Origin of the sequence: Curtobacterium sp. NPDC090223, assembly GCF_044746585.1 — a bacterium.
Taxonomy (GTDB): Bacteria; Actinomycetota; Actinomycetes; order Actinomycetales; family Microbacteriaceae; genus Curtobacterium.
This window is the reverse complement of record NZ_JBIVCN010000001.1, coordinates 783,314-800,878: the sequence shown is the minus strand read 5'-3', so window position 1 is coordinate 800,878 and position 17,565 is coordinate 783,314. Positions and strand designations below refer to the sequence as shown.

Here is a 17,565-nt window from a genome sequence, read left to right as displayed (position 1 = left end):
GCTCGGGAACCGTGTTCGAACTCCACCACCTCTCCGCACAGGAACTCTGGGACTGGATCCGTCGCGGCGACACGACGGCCCGCGAAGCCACCGAGCACTATCTCGCCCGGATCGACCGCCTCGACCCCGGACTCGGCGCGTTCGTGACGGTCACCTCGGACGCGGCACGGGACCGAGCCGACCGTCTCGGCCACCTGGTGCCGACGTCGCGACCGCTGTACGGCCTCCCGTCCGGGGACAAGGACCTGTACGACCGGGCCGGCGTGCCCACCGGATCCGGGACCGTCGCGCTGCCGGAGCGGCCGGCGACCGTCGACCACCCGCTGGTGGCGGCGCTCGCCGCGGCCGGCGCCGTGAGTCTCGGCAAGACCGCGAGCCCGGAGTTCGGCATGTCGTCCTCGTCGGAGACGCGTCGCGGCACGACGCGCAACCCGTACGACACCACGCGTGCGCCGGGCGGGTCCTCGAGCGGTGCGGCCGTCGCGGTGGCGGCCGGACTGCTGCCGGCCGCGGTCGGGTCCGACGGCGGGGGATCGGTGCGGATCCCGGCGGCCGCGACGGGCCTGGTCGGGCTGAAGCCGAGCCGGGGGCGGGTGCCGTCGATGCCCGGGCGGTCGGGCGTCGGCGGGCTGTCGGTCGCCGGGCCGCTGACGCGGACGGTCGCCGACGCCGGGATGTACCTCGATGCGCTCGTCGCGCCGACGGGGCTCGACGAGCCGGTGCCCTACGCGCTCGTGACGCCGGACGTCGGCGACGGGCCGTTCACCGCCGCGGCCGTCCGCGGCGAGGGACGCTTCGTCGTCGGGGTGCTCGAGGGGTCGCCGTGGGACGACACCGTGGACGTCGTCGTCGACCCGGCAGCCCGGGACGCGGTGGAGACCGCGGTGCGGGTGCTCTCGGAGGTCGGGCACGGCATCGAGGACGTCGCGATGCCCCGGGCGCCGTACGCCTCGGCGTTCCGGGTCGCGTGGGAGAGCTCCGCGGCGCGGCTGCCGTCCGTGCCCGGGATCGACCTCGACGCGCTGACACCGCTCGTGTCGTGGCTCGTCGCCCGGGGTGCGGCGCTGTCGGGGACGCAGGTGCTCGACGCGATGACGGCACTCGACACGTTCTCCACGACCCTGATCAGCGCGTTCGGCCGGTTCGACGCGGTCCTGACGCCGACGCTGGCGCTCACCCCGCGGCCGCTCGGCTGGTACGGGGACGACCCGTCCGAGGACTTCCGCCGCCAGTGCGCGTACTCCCCGTGGACCTCGATGGCGAACGTCGCGGGCCTGCCGGCGATCACGCTGCCGGTCGGGGTCACTGCGCCGGACCACCCGGACGGTGGCGGGCTGCCGATGGGCGTGCAGTTGATCGGGCGCCCGGGAGGGGAGCGGACGCTCCTGGCGCTCGGGGCGCAGCTCGAGCGTCGGCTGCGGTGGCAGCGGAGGCACCCGCCCGGGTGGTGAGGGGGCGCGGCGGGGTGCGGGAGTGGGCCGGGCGCGGGGTGGGCGCGGGGTGGGCGCGGGCCGGGCGTGCGGGGGCCGGGCGCGGGCGCGGGCCGGGCGTGCGTGGGCGTGCGCGGCCCCCGACTTCGACACGCCAGAGGTCGATCGACTTCTGCGGTGTCGAAGTATGCAGACGCACACGATCCCTCCGCATGGTTCGACACGGCGCCGGTCGATCGACTTCTGCGGTGTCGAAGAGCCCGCGCCACGCAAAGCCCGCCGCGCCGCGCGCCGCGCCGCCCGCGCCCCGCGCCTACGGCAGCGTCGGCGCCGCCTCCACGAGCGCCCGCGTCACCGGGTGCGTCGGCGCGTCCAGCAGCGACACCGGCCCGTGCTCGACGATCCGCCCCGCCGCCATCACCGCGACGGTGTCGCACAGCCGCTGCACCACGCCGATGTCGTGCGACACGAGCACCATCGTCAACCCGAGGGACCCGGCGAGGGACTCCAGCAACTCGATGACCCGCGCCCGCACCACCACGTCGAGGGCGCTCATCGGCTCGTCCCCGAACAGGATCCGCGGCCCGTGCACGACTGCCCGCGCGATCGCGATGCGCTGCCGCTGCCCGCCGGAGAACTCGTGCGGGTACCGGTCGACCGCATCGGTGGGCAGGTCGACGCGGGACAGCGCCGATGCGACCAGCGACCGGTGCGACCCCGGGATCCGCAGGGCCCGGAGCGGCTCGGCGACGATCGCACCGACGCGCATCCGCGGGTCGAGCGACGCGTACGGGTCCTGGAACACCACACCGGTCTCGCGCCGGAACCAGCGCATCGCGGCAGCGGACCCGGACGCGAGCACCGGACGACCGTCGGCCGACACGCTGCCGGCGGAAGGAGCCTCCAGGCCGGCGAGCAGCCGCACCAGCGTCGACTTGCCGGATCCCGACTCACCGACGATCCCGAGCCGCTGCCCGGTGGCGACCGTCAGGTCGACGCCATCCACGGCCGTGCGGATCGGTCCGGGCTCGAACGGCCCGCGGCGGGGGAGCCGGTACGTGCGGTGCAGGCCGGTGCCGACCAAGGCGTTCCCGGTGCCGACCACGGCCTTCCCGGTGCCGGTCAGGGCGTTCACGGGGTCCTCCTGGCGGTGGCGCGGGCCGCGTCGACGAGCGCCCGGGTGGCTGCGTGCTGCGGCGCGGCGAGCAGGTCGGTGACGCTCCCGGTCTCGACGACCCGCCCGGCGTCGAGCACCACGGCGGTGTCGGCGATCCGGGCGAGGACCGCGAGGTCATGGGTCACGAACAGGATCGAGACGTCGAGTCCGGCGAGCAGGTCGAGGATCCGTGCCTCGGTGGTGACGTCGAGCGCCGTGGTGGGTTCGTCCGCGATCACGAGACCGGGCTGCCCGGCCAGCGCCATCGCGATGCAGATCCGCTGGCGCTGCCCACCGGAGAGCTGGTGCGGGTACTGCCGGAGCAGCGACGCCGGATCGGGCAGCCCGACCGCGCGGGCGAGGTCCAGCGCGGCGGCGTCCGCCCCCCGTCGGTCCAGTCCGCGGTGCAGCCGCAGGGGCTCGACGATCTGCTTGCCGACGCGGCGCAGCGGGTCGAGCGCGGTCCCCGGTTCCTGGAAGACCATCCCCATGCGCGCGCCGCGGACCGCGGCACGCGCCCGCTCCGGCATGCCGACGAGCTCCGTCCCGTCCAGCCGGATGCTGCCCGCCACCGTGGCGCCGGTCGGCTCCAGCCCCATCAGGGCCAGTGCGGTCATCGACTTCCCGGATCCGGATGCGCCGATCACGCCGACACGACGGCCTGGAGGCACGGTGAACGTCACGTCGTCCAGGACCGTCCGCCCCGTGATGCGGACCGACAGTCCACGCACCTCGAGCCCGCCGGCTGCGGTCGCGCTCATGCGGTGACCCCCGTCTGTGCTGCGGTGTCGACATCGCGGCCGGTACCGCTCCTGCGGTCGCCCGACGTCAGCCGCGGGTCCGACGCGTCGCGGATGGCGTCCCCGAGCAGCGAGAGCGCCGCGACGACGAGCGCGATGGCCGCTCCCGGCCAGGTCGCACTCCACGGGTGCACCCCGATGTAGGTCTGCAGGTCGGCGAGCAGGCTGCCCCACGACGCGGTCCCGGACCCGGCGCCGTAGCCCAGGTACGAGAGCCCGGCCTCGGCGAGGACCGCGGTCGCCATCGCGAGCGAGAGCTGCACCGTGAAGATCGGCGCCGCGTTCGGGATGAGGTGCCGGAACAGCACTCCACCCGGCCCGACACCGGACGCCCTGGCCGCCGTGACGTAGTCGCTCCTGGCGATGCGGCGGATCTCCCCGCGGGCGACGCGGGCGATCGTGACGCCGAAGCTCAGTCCGACCGCCACGACCACGACCCCGAGCGACCCGCCGAAGACCGCCGTGAGGAGCATCGCGGTGAGGAGCGTCGGGAACGCCACCAGGATGTCGAGCAGGACCGCGGTGCCCTCACGGACCCAGCGCGCGGTGAGCGAGCCGATCGCGGTGAGGACGATGCCGACGACACTGGCGATCACGCCGGCGCCGATCGCCACGACGAGCGTCGTGCGGGTGCCGGCGAGCAGGTAGCTGGCGATGTCCCGGCCGATGCCGTCGGTGCCGAACCAGTGCGCGGCGCTCGGGGGGTCCCACTGGTGGAACGGGTCGGCGCGGAACGGGTCCTGGGGCGTCCAGAACAGCGACACGACCGCGAGGACGACGAGCAGGCCGAGGACGACGACGGCGAAGGCCCCGGTCGGGCGGGCGACGATCCGGCGGATGCCGGCTCCGGGCGTCATGCGGCCTCCCGCTGCCGTGGGTCGAGCGTGCGGTGCACCACGTCGACCGCGAAGCCGACGAGCAGCACGAGCCCGGTGAGCACGAGGAGCTCGGACTGCACCTTCGTGATGTCACGGCGTCCCACGTCGGTGACGAGCATCCGCCCGACGCCGGGCAGCGAGAACAGCTGCTCGACGACGACGGCCCCGACGAGGAGCCCGGCGATCTGCACGCCGAGGACCGCGAGCACCGTGAGCGCGACCGAGCCGAGCCCGTGCCGCAGCAGCGCCTGCGTGCGGGTGAGCCCGATCGCCGCCGCCGTCCGGAGGTGGTCGGCGTCGAGCACCGAGAGCGTGGCCGATCGGGTGAAGCGGAGGATCACCGCGCCCTCCACGGCGCCGATCGTCAGTGCCGGCAGCACGAGCGACGCGAACGCCCGCCCGGGTTCGGACCACCCGTCGAGCGGGAAGCCCTGCGTCGGGAGCCAGTGCAGCGTCACGGCGAACAGCGCGACCATGAGCATGCCGGCCCAGACGATCGGCACGGACGCGACGGCCTGCGCCACGAATGCGATGACCGCCCCGCCGGCACGGCGCCGGAGCACCGCGGCGAGGACGCCGAGCGGCACCCCGAGGACGAGCGCCGCCGCCAGGGACATCCCGGCCAGGGGGAGCGTGACCCCGAGCTTCTGGGTGATCTCCGGGCCGACGGCGCCGTTCGTGACCAGCGAGCGTCCGAGGTCGCCCCGGAACACCCCGCCGATCCAGTCCAGGTACTGCACGATCGCGGGGCGGTCCAGGCCGAGCTGCTGCCGGAGCTGCTCGACCTGCGCCGGCGTCGCCTGGGTGCCCGCGACGATCTGCGCGACGTCACCGGGCAGCACGCGGAGCGTGGCGAAGATGATCATGCTCGCGACGAGCAGGCCGACGACGAGCAGCAGCACTCGCCCGATGAGGAACCGGGTCATGAGGTGGTCGCCGCAACGGCAGGCAGTCGCACTGCCCCAGGGGCGAGGAACCGGGTCACGAGTCGATCGTAGTTGTGTCCGGCCCCGGCTACTGGATCGCCAGCTTCGACAGGTCCAGGCGCGAGTTCCCACCGTCGTACGGGAAGCCCGTCACGCCCTTGCGGACCGCGGTGATCGACGTCGCGGTGTAGAGCCACTCGCCGGCCGCGTCCTCGCTGACGATCTTCGCGGCCTTCCGCAGGTCCTCGGTCTTCGTCTCGGTCGACGTCGTCGCGACGGAGTCCGCGTAGAGGGCCTGCACCTCGGGGTTGTCGTACCCGAAGTAGTAGTCCGGGTTCGCCCAGTTGCCGAAGTCACGCGCCTCGACGTGGTTCACCATCGACAGGTCGAAGTCCTTCTTCTCGAACACCTGCGACAGCCACGTGGCGAAGTCGACGCGCTTGACCGTCAGCGTGATGCCGACCTCGGCGAGCTGCGACTTGAGGACGTCGCCGATGGTCGTCGGGTAGACGTTCGCGTACGTGAGCGTCAGGTTCAGCTTCGGCGTGCCGGCGGCGGCGAGCAGCTTCTTCGCGTTCGCCGGGTCGTACGCGTCGATGTCGGTCAGGTCCTGGTAGCCGGGGTCGAGCGCCGGGATCGGGCCGCCCTGCTCGACGCCGGTGCCGCCGATGGCCTTGATGAGCGCCTTCGCGTCGATCGCCTGGCGGATGGCCTGGCGGACGCGCTTGTCCGTGAAGGGCGCCTTCGCGTCGTTGAACGCCAGCGTGTACTTGTCCGTCGTCTTGCCGGTGTGCAGCGCGATGTCCGCGTTGCCCTGCAGCTGGCTCTTCAGGGTGCCGTCGACGGCGGTCTGCACGTCGAGGTCGCCGTTCGCCATCGCGTTCACGGCGGTCGAGGGCTGCGTGATGTAGCGGAAGACGATCTTCGCGACCTTCGCCTTCGTGCCCCAGTAGTCGGCGTTCCGCGTGAAGGTCAGGGAGTCGCCCTGCTTCCACGAGGCGACCTCGTACGGCCCGGTGCCGTTCGCGGTGTCGGAGAGGTCGTTCTTCGCGGCCTGCTCGAGCACCAGCCCGGAGCGCCCGGTGAGGTTCCAGAGCAGGTCGGAGTCCGGCTTCGCGAGCTTCAGCACGACGGTGTCGGCCGACGGCGACGCGATCGAGGTGACCCCGGCCAGGCGGGCGGAGTCGACGTAGGACGCGTTCGACTTGACCTGCTCGAGCGACCACACGACGTCGGCGGCCGTGACCGGCTTGCCGTCCTGGAAGGTGGTGCCCTTCCGGAGCGTGAACGTGTACGTCAGGCCGTCGCTCGACACGTCGTGCGAGGAGGCGAGGACGTTCCGGATGTCGCCGGTCGAGGTCCGTCCGACCAGGCCCTGGTAGACGTTGTCGATGAGCACCTGGTCGAGCGCTGCGCCCGACTGCGTGCGGATGTCGAGGCTCGTCGGCTCGAGGACCAGGCCGACCCGCGCGGTGGCGTCGTCGCCACCGGTCGTGGTGTCCGAGGACCCCGAGCAGCCGGCGAGCGTGACGCCGGTGACGAGTGCCATCGCGGCCGCGACCATCGCGGTCCGGCTGCGGCGGGAGAGGGAGAAGCTCATGGGTCGTGGGTTCCTTCCGGCGCACGTGGAGCGACGGTCGTCGCGCGCGCTCGGAAGAATCTACCGGCGCGCGGGGGTTTGTTCGATCCCGTGCAACAAACCGTTACGAGCGGCCCATTCCCGGATCGCGGCGGCGAGCTCGAGGGGCGCCTGGGTCTGCACCGCGTGACGGGCCTCGACCGTGACGATCTCGGCGTGCGGCAGCCGCTCGGCGAAGGTCGTGACGAGCCTGGGGGAGACGTAGCCCCGGTCGCCGCGGACGAGCAGGACCGGGACGTCGAGTGCCTCGAGGTCCGGCCAGGCGTCCGCGAACCGCCCGACGGACGAGGTCCGGCCGGCGGGCAGGTGCGGGAAGTGGTGGCGACGGACGAGCTTCCCGTCGTCGCCGAGCCGCGTGGTGTGCCGGGCCTCCCGCAGCAGCACGGCGCGGTCGTCCCCGACGCGGGCCTCGATCGCGCGGTCGACGACCTCGTCCAGGGACGCGAACGGCTCCTCGGTCTCCAGCGCCCGGGCGATCCGGTCGACGGCCCGCTGCGCGAAGTCCGGCGACATGTCGACGAGCACCAGGCCCGTCACCCGCTCCGGTGCCGTCGCCGCGATCCGCGCCGCGAGGATCGCGCCGAGCGAGTGCCCGACGAGCACCCCCGGTGGGACCGCGAGGGCGTCGAGCGCGGCGAGCACCGCCGGTGCGGTCGCCGACGCCGCGTAGTCGGCGTCGTCGCGCCAGCCGGACCGGCCGTGGCCGGGCAGGTCGAGGGCGACCGCCGGCTGCCCGACGGCCATGGCCGTCGCGTCGAAGCTGTGGGCGTCGATGCCGAGCCCGTGCAGGTAGGTGACCCGGGCCTCCTGGCCGGGGTCCGCTGGATCCTGCCAGCGGATCGCGGAGATGTCACCGCCCAGCGTGGTCCGGATCTCCTGCCTGGAGGCTCGGAGCGGCTCCGTCACGCCGCTCGCGCGGGCGAGGTCGGCCAGGTCACGGAATTCGTCGTCGGCATCGGACACCGGGCCAGTCTCGCACCCGGTACCGTCCTTCCGTCCTTAGGTAAGGCATGCCATACTCGATCTTCGTGGCAGCCCGGTTCCGTGTCTTCTCCGTCCGTGTGGCAGCCGTCACGTCCCTCACCCCGAACTTCGTCCGGGTGACGCTGACGGGCGACGAGCTCGGGTCCTTCTCGGCGGTCGGCCTCGACCAGCGGATCAAGATCGTGCTGCCGATCCCCGGGCACGGCTTCACCGACCTGCCCGACGGGTCGGACTGGTACACGGCGTGGCGCGAGCTGCCGGACGCGACCCGGAACCCGCTCCGCACCTACACCGTGCGCTCCTTCCGCCCGGACGCCCGCGAGCTCGACATCGACTTCGTCGCCCACGGCGACACCGGCCCCGCGTCGCGCTGGGTCTCCTCCTGCGCGGTCGGGGACGAACTGCGCATCGTCGGACCCGCCGTGCCGTCCTCGCCCGCCGAGCTGCCGGCCGGCGGTGCCGAGTTCGCACCGGGCGCCGCGAACCGGATCCTGCTGGCGGGCGACGAGACCGCCGCGCCGGCCATCTGCGCGATCCTCGAGTCGCTCGACGTCGCCACCGTCGGGCACGTCTTCATCGAGGTCCCGACCGACGCCGACCGGCTGCCCGTCACCGCCCCGGCCGGGGTGGAGGTGCGTTGGATCGCGCGGAACGGCGCGTCGCACGGGGTCCGGATGACGGACCAGGTGCACGCGTGGGCGTCCACGGCCGTGTCGGGGGCCGCTCCCTGTTCGTCCTCGGACGAACTGGTCGACGTCGACGTGGACGAGCAGGTCCTCTGGGAGATCCCGCCCGTGACCGACTCGCAGCTGTACGCCTGGATCGCGGGCGAGGCCGGGTGCATCAAGGAGCTCCGCCGGCACCTCGTGCGCGGGGTCGGACTCGACCGGAAGCAGGTCGCGTTCATGGGCTACTGGCGGCACGGCAAGGCCGAGAATTGAGCTCGGTGGTCGCTGGCGTCGCGGCCCCGACCACGGCACTCGGTGCGCGTGGCCTGACGCTCGCCTACGACGACCGTGTGGTCGTCGACGGGCTCGACGTGGACATCCCGGACGGTGAGCTGACCGTCATCGTCGGGCCGAACGCGTGCGGCAAGTCGACGCTGCTGAAGTCCCTCGCGCGGACGCTCAAGCCGAGCGCGGGCACGGTGTACCTCGACGGGGCGCCGATGTCGACCTACCGACCGAAGGCCGTCGCGCGCCGTGTGGCGATGCTGCCGCAGACGCCGATCGCCCCGGACGGCATCACCGTGCGGGACCTCGTGTCGCGCGGGCGGTTCCCGCACCAGGACCTGCTGCACCCGACCTCCGGGTCCGACCGGGCCGCCGTGCAGCTCGCCCTGACGCAGACCGACACGCTCGCCCTCGCCGACCGCGGCGTCGACGAGCTCTCGGGTGGGCAGCGGCAGCGCGTGTGGATCGCGATGGTCCTCGCGCAGGAGACCGACATCGTGCTCCTCGACGAGCCCACGACCTTCCTGGACATCGCGCACCAGTACGACGTGCTCGAGCTCGCCGCGACGCTGCACGCTGCCGGCCGGACGGTGGTGGCGGTGCTGCACGACCTGAACCAGGCGGCGCGGTACGCGACCCACGTCATCGCGATGCGCAGCGGGTCGATCGTGGCGTCCGGGCCGCCGGCGTCGGTGGTGACGGCCGACCTCGTCGAGGACGTGTTCGGCCTGCCGTGCGTGGTCGTCCCCGACCCCGAGACGGGCACGCCCCTCGTGGTCCCGCGCCGCGCGCGCTGATCCGTCCCGTGCCCGCGCGTCCGTCCCCCCCCCCCCCCCGTGAGATCGCACTTCGCGTCGGGTCCTGGGTCGGACAACGAACACGAAGTGCGATCTCAGAGGAGGGAACGGGATGGGTCAGCGGTAGTTGCCGTCCTCCAGGCCCGCCTCGATCTCGAACCGGTTGTGCAGGGGATCACGCCCGGCGAACGCGTACAGCAGCGGCATGAGCATGCCGTACCGCCGCCACTGCGCGACGTGCACCCGCTCGTGCCGGAGCACCCGCTCGCCGTCGTTGTCCCGCGTCAGGTACACCGACCCCACGCAGGTCCCACCGCGGCGGAACACCCACCGCGGCAGGCCCGAGCAGACGATCAGCCCGTCGACCACCCGGACCGGACCGGTCGAGAGCGGCAACCCGATCGCCAACCCGACGAGGGTCGCGAACGCCCATCCGACCCGCGACACGGGGGAGTCGAGCAGCGGGTTCCGCACCCGTTACTCCGGGCGGCCGTAGGTCTCGAGCAGGCGCAGCCAGATCTCGTTCATGGTGGGGTAGGCGGGGACGGCGTGCCAGAGGCGGTCGATCGGGACCTCGCCCACGACGGCGATCGTCGCGGCCTGCAGCATCTCGGCGACGTCCTGGCCGACGAAGGTCATGCCGACGACGACGCTGCGGTCCTCGTCGACGACCATGTTCGCGCGCCCGGTGTAGCCGTCCGCCTGCAGGGCAGAGCCGGCGATGGCGCCGAGGTCGTACTCGACGACCCGGACGTTCAGTCCCTGCTGGCGTGCCTTCGCCTCGGTCAGGCCGACGCTGGCGACCTCGGGGTCGGTGAAGGTGACCTGTGGTGCCGCTGCGTGGTCGGCGGTCGCGACGTGCGCGCCCCACGGCTCGGTGTGCAGTGGCGTGCCCTGGAACCGGGCGGCGATGGCCTCGCCGGCGGCTCGGGCCTGGTACTTGCCCTGGTGGGTCAGGAGGACGCGGTGGTTGACGTCGCCGACGGCGTACAGCCAGTCGGTGCCGGTGACGAGCATCGTGTCGTCGACGTCGAGCCAGTCCCCGGCGGTGAGCCCGACCGATTCGAGGCCGAGGTCGCGGGTGTGCGGGGAACGGCCGGTCGCGGCGAGGACCTCGCTCGTGATCACCGTCGTGCCGTCGTCGAGGGTCGTCGTCACGAGTCCGTGCTCGTCGCGGTCGACGCGTGTGGGGTTGACGCCGGTGCGGACGTCGATGCCGGACTCGCGCATCGCGTCCGCGACGAGTTCGCCCGCGAAGGGTTCCATCCCGCCGAGCAGTCCGTGGCGCGCGACCAGGGTGACCTTCGCGCCGAGCGACGCCCACGCGGTCGCGAGCTCGGACCCGGAGACCCCGCCGCCGATGACCAGGAGGCTCTCGGGGACCGACTGCGCGCTCGTGGCCTCTCGGGTGCCCCACGGCGTCGCCTCCGCGAGGCCGGGCACGTCGGGGAGCGTGTGCAGCGAACCGGTCACGACGGCCACGGCGGCACGCGCGGTGTGCGTCGTCCCGTCGACCTCGATCGTCTTCGGACCGGTGATCCTGGCGTGCCCGCGGATCAGGTCGATGCCGGCGGACTCGAGCCACGAGACCTGTGAGTCGTCCTTCCAGTCGCTCGTGAACGACGTGCGGCGTGCGAGGACGGCCGCTGCGTCGAGTTCTCCGGTGACCGCCTGCTTCGCCCCGTCGAGCCGCTTCGCCGCGGCGAGGGCGTGCCCGCTCCGGAGCAGCGCCTTCGAGGGCATGCACGCCCAGTAGGAACACTCACCCCCGACGAGTTCCGCTTCGACGATGGCGACCGAGAGGCCGCGCTTGTGGGCGTAGTCCGCCACGTTCTCGCCGACAGCACCGGCGCCGATCACGATGAGGTCGTAGTCCGTCATGCAGCCGAGCGTACGCGGACCGGCATGGAGGGCGTCAGGAGACCCGGGCGGCGGCGGTGAGTGCCCCGACGGCGCGGAGGATCACGCCCATGTCGTCGACCGCGCGGTCCGGATCGACCGGGGCGAACCCGGTCAACGCGGCGCCGACGAGCCGTCTGCCGCGGGTGGCGGCCTGGATGCGCTCGACGAGCGCGGCACCGTCGAGGCCGAACGGCACGGGTTCCAGGAGCCCGTCCACCTCGGACGGGTCCAGGACGTCGAGGTCGACGTGCACGTACACCGAATCGGCGCCGGTGGCGTCGACCGCGGCGGCGATCGCGTCGGGCGTGGCGGCGTCGACGTCGAGGTGCCGGATGCCGGCCCGGTCGACGGCGTTCGTCTCCGAGTCCTCGACACCACGGGTGCCGGCGAGCACGACGGACGACGCGGGCAGCGTCGGCAGCCCCGGGAAGAGCTCGGACGGACGGTCGACCAGGATCCGCAGGGCGGCCGTCTCGGCGGCGATCGGCTGGGCACGGTTCAGGGGGCGGTAGCCGCTCGACCCGGCTATGCGCACGAAGGCCGTACCGGGCTCGAGCGCGACGCTCCCGCCGAGCGCACTCGCACCGTCCCCGCCGATGACCAGGACCGGTTCGGCGGCGATGGACACTTCCTGCGCGACGCGCTCGGCGACCTGGAGCACGGACGTGTACCGCGCGACCGCCGTCTCGAGTCGGTCGCCGGCGCCGGTCGGGACGTCGACGACGGTGGTGGCGGAGCGGGGGAGGTCGGCTGCTATCGCGGCGGCGCCGTCGCCGAGGCGCATCGCGCGCGACGACGCCGAACCCTGCCACTGACCGACGACGAGGAACTGCATGTGCTCATCCTGTCAGGCCGGGCCCGGCGTCGTCCGTGCGCGACGGGTCGGGGATCAGAGCGTCGAGGAACCGCCGGACTTCAGCGCGGCGAGCCGGGCCTCGACCTCGGCGTCGCGTCCGACGTCCTCGAGCGACTCGAACTGGGCGTCGAGGCTCGACGACTGCAGTTCCTGCTGGCCGATGACCTTCGCCTCTTCGCGGCGGACCTTCTCCTCGAAGCGCGCGAGGTCGCTCGTCGGGTCGGTGATGTCGATGCTGCCGATGGCGTCGTTGACCTTCGACTGCGCCTCCGCCGTCTTCGCGCGCGCGACGAGCGTGTTGCGCTTGGACTTCAGCTCCTCGAGCTTCTGCTCCATGCCGGCGAGGCCCGACTTGAGCTTCTCGACCTGCTCGTTCTGAGTGGCGAGCGGCGTCGCGTTGTCCTTGACCTCTTGTTCGGCGGCGATCTGCTTGCCGATCGCGATCTTCGCGAGGTTGTCGAACTTGTCGGCGTCGGCGGCCTTGCCCTCGGCGCGGTACTTGTCCGCTGCGGTCGACGCGTTCGCGGCCTTCTGGCCCCACTCCTGCGCCGCCCGGACGTCTTCCTCGTTGTCCTGCTCGAGGAGTCGGAGGTTGCCGATGGTCTGCGCGATGGCGCTCTTGGCGTCCGCGATGTTGTTCGTGTAGTCACGCACGAGCTGGTCCAGCATCTTCTGCGGGTCCTCGGCGTCGTCGATGATCTGGTTGAGGTTCGCCCGGACGAGCGAGGAGATGCGACCGAAGATCGTCTGCTTTGCCATTGCGGTTCCCTTTCTGGGGTGGTTGTCCGTCGGGTCTGTGAGTCAGCGTGTCGGGTGCGGGGTCGGGGCTCAGCGGTGCCGGGTCAGAAGCGACCACCGCCCGAGAAGCCGCCGCCTCCGCCGCCTCCGCCGAAGCCCCCGCCGCCGCCACCGAAGCCGCCGCCACCGAACGAGCCGCCGCCGAAGCTGCCGCCGCGTCCGCCGAGCAAACCGCCGAGGACGATGCCGGTCACGAGTCCGCCGAGCTGTGCGCCGTTCCCGCCGCCGCCGGAGCCGGGCCACCCGCCCATGTCGTTGCCGGCCTCGTCCATCGCGGCCGCCGCGTACTGCTCGGCGGCACGCGCTGCCTGCAGGGCACGCTGGGGGTCGGTGGTGGCGAGCTGCACGGCGTCGTCCAGGGCGCGCTCGGCCTCGGACAGGCGGGTGCGAGCCGTCGGTCCGACGCCGCCGCGACGCATCGAGATGAACTCACGGGCCTGGCTGATGCGGGTGCGGGCGTCGCGGAGTGCGGCGTCGAGGGCCTGCAGCGCGCGCTGGTTCTGCTCGTCGGCGGTGCGGGCCGTCGCGAGTGCGGCATCGATCGCGGTGTTCGCCTTCGTGAGGGCGTCGACCGCGGCGATCGGGTCCTTCGGGTCGAGTCGTTCACGGAGGACCGTCTCGGCGGTGGTGACCGCTGCGGCGAGGTCCGGGCCGCCGGTGCGCAGCGACCGCGCCGCCGCGACGTCGCCCTCGATGTCGAGGCGCATGGCGTCGACGCGGGCGGAGGCCTCTTGGAAGGTGCCGGCGGCGCCGATGGCGGAGCCGGTGAGCTGCTGGACCTGGGCGAGCGCGTGCTGGGCGTCCCGGACGGCGACGACCGCTTCGCCCTTGTCACCGTTCGCGATCGCGGCGTCCGCGGCGGCCGAGCGCTCCGTCGCGTACGCCAGGACCTCTCGTGCCTGGTCCACGCTGTCGGCGACCGTCGCGAGCGTCCGGCCGGTGTACGACCCACGGACGCGGTCGAGCGCGGCCGCTGCCTGCTCGACGCTCGGCGGTGCCGCCCGCACGGCCTCGGCCAGGGTGACCGCGGCGGCCTCGACCCCGTCCTCGAGCGCGCGCAGCTGGTCGAAGGACTCGGTCTGCTCGGTGATCGCGGCGTGTGCCTGCTCGCAGATCGCGATGATCTGGTTCGACCAGTCGGCCCGCTGCTGCGGCGAGTCCGGGATCTCGTCGTCGAGCTGCTGCTGGAAGGTGAAGGCCTTCCGCACGTCGCGCTTGGCGGTGGCCACCGCGTCGGCGAAGGGCTTCGCGGCGTCGGCGCCGAACTGCGCGGTGGCGAACCCGACTTCTTGTTCGGCGGTGCGGAGTTCGTCGTCGATGGTGACCAGGGCGCCGCCGGCGGTGCGTTCGAGCTCGGCGAGGGAGGCTTCCTGCGCCTTCGTCGCGGCGGCGGTCCTGCGCTTGTTCCGGGTGCGCACCACGAGGACGATCACGACGACCGCGATCACGACGACGAGCAGCAGGATCCACAGCCACGTCAGGTTCGGCGGGTCCTGCGATGCGGAGAGCCCACTCGCGAACGCGGTGGCGGCGCCGGCCCAGTCACTGTCGCGCAGCTTGGGCACGAGGTCGTCGTTGACCGCGTTCTGCACGTCCGACGAGGTGATCGCGGTCTCGTTGGTCTGCTGGACGTCGTACGTCCTGGCGTCCGTGGCGATGGAGAGCAGGATGCCGTTCGAGTCGATCTGGTTGAGCGACATCGTCTCGTCACCCCACGCGGCGTGGTCGCTCGGGTCCGTGAACTCCGGCACGTAGACGACGTAGAGCTGCGTGTCGGTCTTGTCGGCGAGGTCCCGGACGGCCCGCTCGACCGCCGTCTGCTGCGCGGCGCTCAGGGCGTCGGCGTCGTCGAGGACGTAGGCGCCGTCGAGCTGCACGGGTGCGGTCGCCCGCGCCGCCGTCGCCGGAGCGAGCACCAGGAGCGCGGCGATCACCGCTGCTGCGAGCCGGGCGCCCCATCGTCCGGACGTCCCCCTGCCCGTGTCAGACCGCCTGGTGTGCGATCCACCCTGGACCGTTCGCATCCGTTCTCCGTCCGTCCGGCAGCGCACCACCACGCGCCCCCGGGAAGCCCGGAGCGCCGCGGGAGAGCGCCGTCGCCCGGAGTCTATCCAGGGACCGCATCCGTTGGCCCGGTACGTCCAGCACCTGTGGAGCGAGTTCACCGGGGGACGGATCCTGTCCCCCGATCGGGGTAGTATCCGCAGGAGACCGTTTCGACGACGAAAGGGGTCAGCAATGGAGCGAACGATGAACACGGAGGTCGTCCCACTCGAGGACGGCTTCCACCGGGTGTCCACACCCGCCAGCGGCGTGATCGGCTTCGTGCGCGAGCACAACGGCCGCTACGAGGTCCTGCGGGGCCGCGTCCGTCAGGCGACCCGGTCCGAGGGCCTGTACTCGACGATGAACGTGGCACTGATCGCACTGACGCACGCATGAGCACGGCGCTCCGCGCCTGAGCACGAGACGCCGCTCACCACACGAGACACCGCCGGAACCGGCGGTGTCTCGTCGCGTACGGGGCGTCTCGGCGACAGTAGGGTGCCTGCGTGGGTGAGTCGAGCCTCCAGGCCGTGTCGGTGCGCGTGTGCGCGCCGGGCGCGACCCGACAGGCCGACCGGGAGGCCCTGCTCGCGTTCGTCGCGGAGGTCACCGGAGCGGACCCCGCGGTCACGGCCACGGGCCGTCGCTGCCCGCACTGCGGCGGCACCGACCACGGGCGGCCGTGGGCCGCGGCCGACGGCGTCACGGTCGGCGTCAGCCTGTCCCGCACCGATGGTGCGCTGGCACTCGCGGTCGGACCGCACCCGATCGGCGTCGACGTCGAGCGGGTGCGCCGGGTGTCCGCCGCGCCGCTCGACGCGTCCTCCCCGGGGGAACGTGTCCGGTACGGGGACGACCCACTCGCCCTCACTGCCTGCTGGTCGGCCACGGAGGCCGTGCTGAAGCGCGACGGCCGCGGGCTCCGCGTCGACCCGGCGACCGTCGACGTGGACCTCGACGCGGGAACGGCGTTCCTGGACGGCGTCGCACACCGCGTCCTGGTGCGACGACTCGACGACGACCTCGTGCTCGCGGTGGCCGCCGACGGCGTTCCGGTCGACGTCGAGGACCGGCGCTAGGGGAGTTCCGGGACGCCGGTCTCGTCGATCCAGGGACGGATGACCGCGCCGATCGTCGCCGCCGTCCGGCCCGACGTGGTGGCGAACGCGGCGACCACGTCGGCGGGCTCGACCGTGCCGTGGCGGTGTCGTTCGGTGATGGTGCGGAGTCCGTCGAAGAACGCGGCGTCGCCGATCGTCCGGCGCAGGGCGTGCAACGCGAGGGCGCCGCGCTTGTAGACCCGGTCGTCGAACATGTCCTTCGCGCCGGGGTCCCCGACCACCAGGTCCGCCGGCGCTCCGAGGAGTCCGTCGCGGTGCTGTTCGGCCAGGACGTCCGCGCTGTCGCCGCCGCGGTGCTCGGACCACAGCCACTCGGCGTAGCAGGCGAACCCCTCGTGCAGCCAGATGTCGCGCCAGCGGCCGAGCGTCACCGAGTTGCCGAACCACTGGTGGGCGAGCTCGTGGGCGATCAGCCGGTCGGTGCCGTGCTCCCCGTCGACGTGGTTCCGGCCGAACACGGCGAGGCCGTGCGCCTCGAGCGGGATCTCGAGCTCGTCGTCGGTGACCACGACGCCGTACGTGGGGAACGGGTACGGGCCGAACCGGTCGGCGTAGAGCGCGATCATCTCCGGCACCTGGCCGAAGTCGGTCTTCACCGCGGCGCCGAGGTCGGCCGGGTGGTGGATCGTCACCGGGACCGGGGCACCACGGAGCGCGTGCGTCCGGTAGCGGCCGATCTGCACCGTCGCCAGGTACGTCGCCATCGGGTCGGTCGTGGCGTAGGTCCAGCGGGTGCCCCGGCCGGCGCGCTCGTCACCGAGGAGCTCCCCGTTCGCCAGGACGTCGTACCCGGACTCGCAGGTGATCTCGAAGCGGTAGGTGGCCTTGTCGTCCGGGCGGTCGTTGCAGGGGAACCACGACGGCGCACCGGTCGGCTGCGCGGCGACGATGACGCCGTCCGTCAGTTCCTCCCAGCCGATCTGCCCCCACGGGCTGCGCAGCGGGTGGGGCGTACCGCGGTACCGGACGTGCAGCGTGAACTCCGCGCCGGCGTCGATCGGCTCGGCCGGGGTGACGGTGAGCTTGTGCACCGCGGTCGACACCTTCTTCGCCCGGTGCCCGTCGACGTCGACCCGGTCCACGGACATGCCGTGCAGGTCGACGACGACGCGGTCGAGCGGGTCCAGCGCGGTCGCGGTGATCGTCGCGGTGCCGTCGAGGCGGTTCGTGGCGACCCGGTAGTCGAGTCGGAGGTCGTAGTGCGTGGCGCTCCAGCGTCGGTCGCCGCTGTGCGGGGTGTACGGGTCGGCGGCTGCGTTCGTCGGCTTCACGGTGCCGG

At 72.9% G+C, this 17,565-nt stretch carries 17 protein-coding genes; 5 read left to right on the top strand and 12 right to left on the bottom strand.

The genetic code is table 11. The annotated features are described in order from the left end of the window. Positions 1 to 11 precede the first annotated feature (11 nt). On the top strand, positions 12 to 1,451 hold the full coding sequence (locus tag ACIPJY_RS03730; RefSeq protein ID WP_400459294.1) for an amidase: 1,440 nt from the start codon (positions 12 to 14) through the stop codon (positions 1,449 to 1,451). Between the two features lie 292 nt (positions 1,452 to 1,743). Here the strand turns inward: ACIPJY_RS03730 and ACIPJY_RS03725 are convergent, their stop codons facing one another. From ACIPJY_RS03725 to ACIPJY_RS03700, 6 genes are all read right to left on the bottom strand, one after another. Next, on the bottom strand, positions 1,744 to 2,556 hold the full coding sequence (locus tag ACIPJY_RS03725) for an ABC transporter ATP-binding protein (RefSeq protein WP_400460859.1): 813 nt from the start codon (positions 2,554 to 2,556) through the stop codon (positions 1,744 to 1,746). Between the two features lie 5 nt (positions 2,557 to 2,561). Next, positions 2,562 to 3,347, bottom strand: a complete 786-nt coding sequence (locus ACIPJY_RS03720; RefSeq protein ID WP_400459297.1) for an ABC transporter ATP-binding protein — start codon at positions 3,345 to 3,347, stop codon at positions 2,562 to 2,564. Further along, the gene (locus tag ACIPJY_RS03715; RefSeq protein ID WP_400459300.1) at positions 3,344 to 4,243 is read right to left on the bottom strand and encodes an ABC transporter permease; all 900 of its coding nucleotides are present in this window, start codon (positions 4,241 to 4,243) and stop codon (positions 3,344 to 3,346) included. The genes ACIPJY_RS03720 and ACIPJY_RS03715 overlap by 4 nt, the downstream gene beginning before the upstream one ends. Further along, complete coding sequence (locus ACIPJY_RS03710) at positions 4,240 to 5,190, bottom strand: ABC transporter permease (RefSeq protein WP_400459303.1); 951 nt, start codon at positions 5,188 to 5,190, stop codon at positions 4,240 to 4,242. The genes ACIPJY_RS03715 and ACIPJY_RS03710 overlap by 4 nt, the downstream gene beginning before the upstream one ends. 88 nt (positions 5,191 to 5,278) lie before the next feature. After that, positions 5,279 to 6,790 (bottom strand): ABC transporter substrate-binding protein, encoded by a 1,512-nt coding sequence (locus ACIPJY_RS03705; RefSeq protein ID WP_400459306.1) that lies wholly within the window; start codon positions 6,788 to 6,790, stop codon positions 5,279 to 5,281. 60 nt (positions 6,791 to 6,850) lie between these two features. Further along, positions 6,851 to 7,792 carry an alpha/beta fold hydrolase gene (locus tag ACIPJY_RS03700; protein WP_400459309.1) on the bottom strand — a complete coding sequence of 314 codons (942 nt, stop codon included), beginning with the start codon at positions 7,790 to 7,792 and terminating at the stop codon, positions 6,851 to 6,853. A gap of 47 nt (positions 7,793 to 7,839) precedes the next feature. On the opposite strand from ACIPJY_RS03700, the gene ACIPJY_RS03695 reads away from it, so the two are divergent. Together ACIPJY_RS03695 and ACIPJY_RS03690 are read left to right on the top strand one after the other, a co-directional pair. Next, entirely contained in the window at positions 7,840 to 8,754 is a 915-nt protein-coding gene (locus ACIPJY_RS03695; RefSeq protein ID WP_400459312.1) for a siderophore-interacting protein, read from the top strand. A 5-nt stretch (positions 8,755 to 8,759) separates the two neighbouring features. Then, positions 8,760 to 9,563, top strand: a complete 804-nt coding sequence (locus ACIPJY_RS03690) for an ABC transporter ATP-binding protein (protein WP_400459315.1) — start codon at positions 8,760 to 8,762, stop codon at positions 9,561 to 9,563. A gap of 117 nt (positions 9,564 to 9,680) precedes the next feature. Here ACIPJY_RS03690 and ACIPJY_RS03685 read toward each other — a convergent pair whose 3' ends face one another. From ACIPJY_RS03685 to ACIPJY_RS03665, 5 genes are all read right to left on the bottom strand, one after another. Then, positions 9,681 to 10,037 (bottom strand): Fe-S oxidoreductase, encoded by a 357-nt coding sequence (locus tag ACIPJY_RS03685; RefSeq protein ID WP_400459318.1) that lies wholly within the window; start codon positions 10,035 to 10,037, stop codon positions 9,681 to 9,683. A 3-nt stretch (positions 10,038 to 10,040) separates the two neighbouring features. Continuing rightward, the gene (locus ACIPJY_RS03680; protein WP_400459320.1) at positions 10,041 to 11,444 is read right to left on the bottom strand and encodes a dihydrolipoyl dehydrogenase family protein; all 1,404 of its coding nucleotides are present in this window, start codon (positions 11,442 to 11,444) and stop codon (positions 10,041 to 10,043) included. A 34-nt stretch (positions 11,445 to 11,478) separates the two neighbouring features. Next, positions 11,479 to 12,300, bottom strand: coding sequence for an arginase family protein (locus tag ACIPJY_RS03675; RefSeq protein WP_400459323.1), 822 nt, complete (start codon positions 12,298 to 12,300; stop codon positions 11,479 to 11,481). A gap of 54 nt (positions 12,301 to 12,354) precedes the next feature. After that, a complete protein-coding gene (locus ACIPJY_RS03670; protein ID WP_400459326.1) occupies positions 12,355 to 13,080 on the bottom strand; it encodes a PspA/IM30 family protein in 726 nt (241 codons plus the stop codon). Between the two features lie 83 nt (positions 13,081 to 13,163). Continuing rightward, positions 13,164 to 15,143: a TPM domain-containing protein gene (locus ACIPJY_RS03665; protein ID WP_400459329.1), complete on the bottom strand. Its 1,980-nt coding sequence runs from the start codon at positions 15,141 to 15,143 to the stop codon at positions 13,164 to 13,166. 226 nt (positions 15,144 to 15,369) lie between these two features. On the opposite strand from ACIPJY_RS03665, the gene ACIPJY_RS03660 reads away from it, so the two are divergent. Together ACIPJY_RS03660 and ACIPJY_RS03655 are read left to right on the top strand one after the other, a co-directional pair. Beyond that, a complete protein-coding gene (locus ACIPJY_RS03660) occupies positions 15,370 to 15,561 on the top strand; it encodes a hypothetical protein (RefSeq protein ID WP_123653622.1) in 192 nt (63 codons plus the stop codon). Between the two features lie 110 nt (positions 15,562 to 15,671). Beyond that, positions 15,672 to 16,244, top strand: a complete 573-nt coding sequence (locus ACIPJY_RS03655; RefSeq protein WP_400459331.1) for a 4'-phosphopantetheinyl transferase family protein — start codon at positions 15,672 to 15,674, stop codon at positions 16,242 to 16,244. On the opposite strand, the gene ACIPJY_RS03650 is transcribed toward ACIPJY_RS03655, so the two are convergent. Next, positions 16,241 to 17,557, bottom strand: a complete 1,317-nt coding sequence (locus ACIPJY_RS03650) for a M1 family metallopeptidase (protein ID WP_400459333.1) — start codon at positions 17,555 to 17,557, stop codon at positions 16,241 to 16,243. The genes ACIPJY_RS03655 and ACIPJY_RS03650 overlap by 4 nt on opposite strands. Positions 17,558 to 17,565: the final 8 nt, after the last annotated feature.

What these genes read in the sequence shown, in the direction of transcription:
- ACIPJY_RS03720 (WP_400459297.1), bottom strand. Translation starts at nt 3,347, where the DNA reads ATGAGCGCGACCGCAGCCGGCGGGCTCGAGGTGCGTGGACTGTCGGTC.
- ACIPJY_RS03715 (WP_400459300.1), bottom strand. Translation starts at nt 4,243, where the DNA reads ATGACGCCCGGAGCCGGCATCCGCCGGATCGTCGCCCGCCCGACCGGG.
- ACIPJY_RS03710 (WP_400459303.1), bottom strand. Translation starts at nt 5,190, where the DNA reads ATGACCCGGTTCCTCATCGGGCGAGTGCTGCTGCTCGTCGTCGGCCTG.
- ACIPJY_RS03705 (WP_400459306.1), bottom strand. Translation starts at nt 6,790, where the DNA reads ATGAGCTTCTCCCTCTCCCGCCGCAGCCGGACCGCGATGGTCGCGGCC.
- ACIPJY_RS03695 (WP_400459312.1), top strand. Translation starts at nt 7,840, where the DNA reads ATGCCATACTCGATCTTCGTGGCAGCCCGGTTCCGTGTCTTCTCCGTC.
- ACIPJY_RS03680 (WP_400459320.1), bottom strand. Translation starts at nt 11,444, where the DNA reads ATGACGGACTACGACCTCATCGTGATCGGCGCCGGTGCTGTCGGCGAG.
- ACIPJY_RS03675 (WP_400459323.1), bottom strand. Translation starts at nt 12,300, where the DNA reads ATGCAGTTCCTCGTCGTCGGTCAGTGGCAGGGTTCGGCGTCGTCGCGC.
- ACIPJY_RS03670 (WP_400459326.1), bottom strand. Translation starts at nt 13,080, where the DNA reads ATGGCAAAGCAGACGATCTTCGGTCGCATCTCCTCGCTCGTCCGGGCG.
- ACIPJY_RS03665 (WP_400459329.1), bottom strand. Translation starts at nt 15,143, where the DNA reads ATGCGAACGGTCCAGGGTGGATCGCACACCAGGCGGTCTGACACGGGC.
- ACIPJY_RS03660 (WP_123653622.1), top strand. Translation starts at nt 15,370, where the DNA reads ATGAACACGGAGGTCGTCCCACTCGAGGACGGCTTCCACCGGGTGTCC.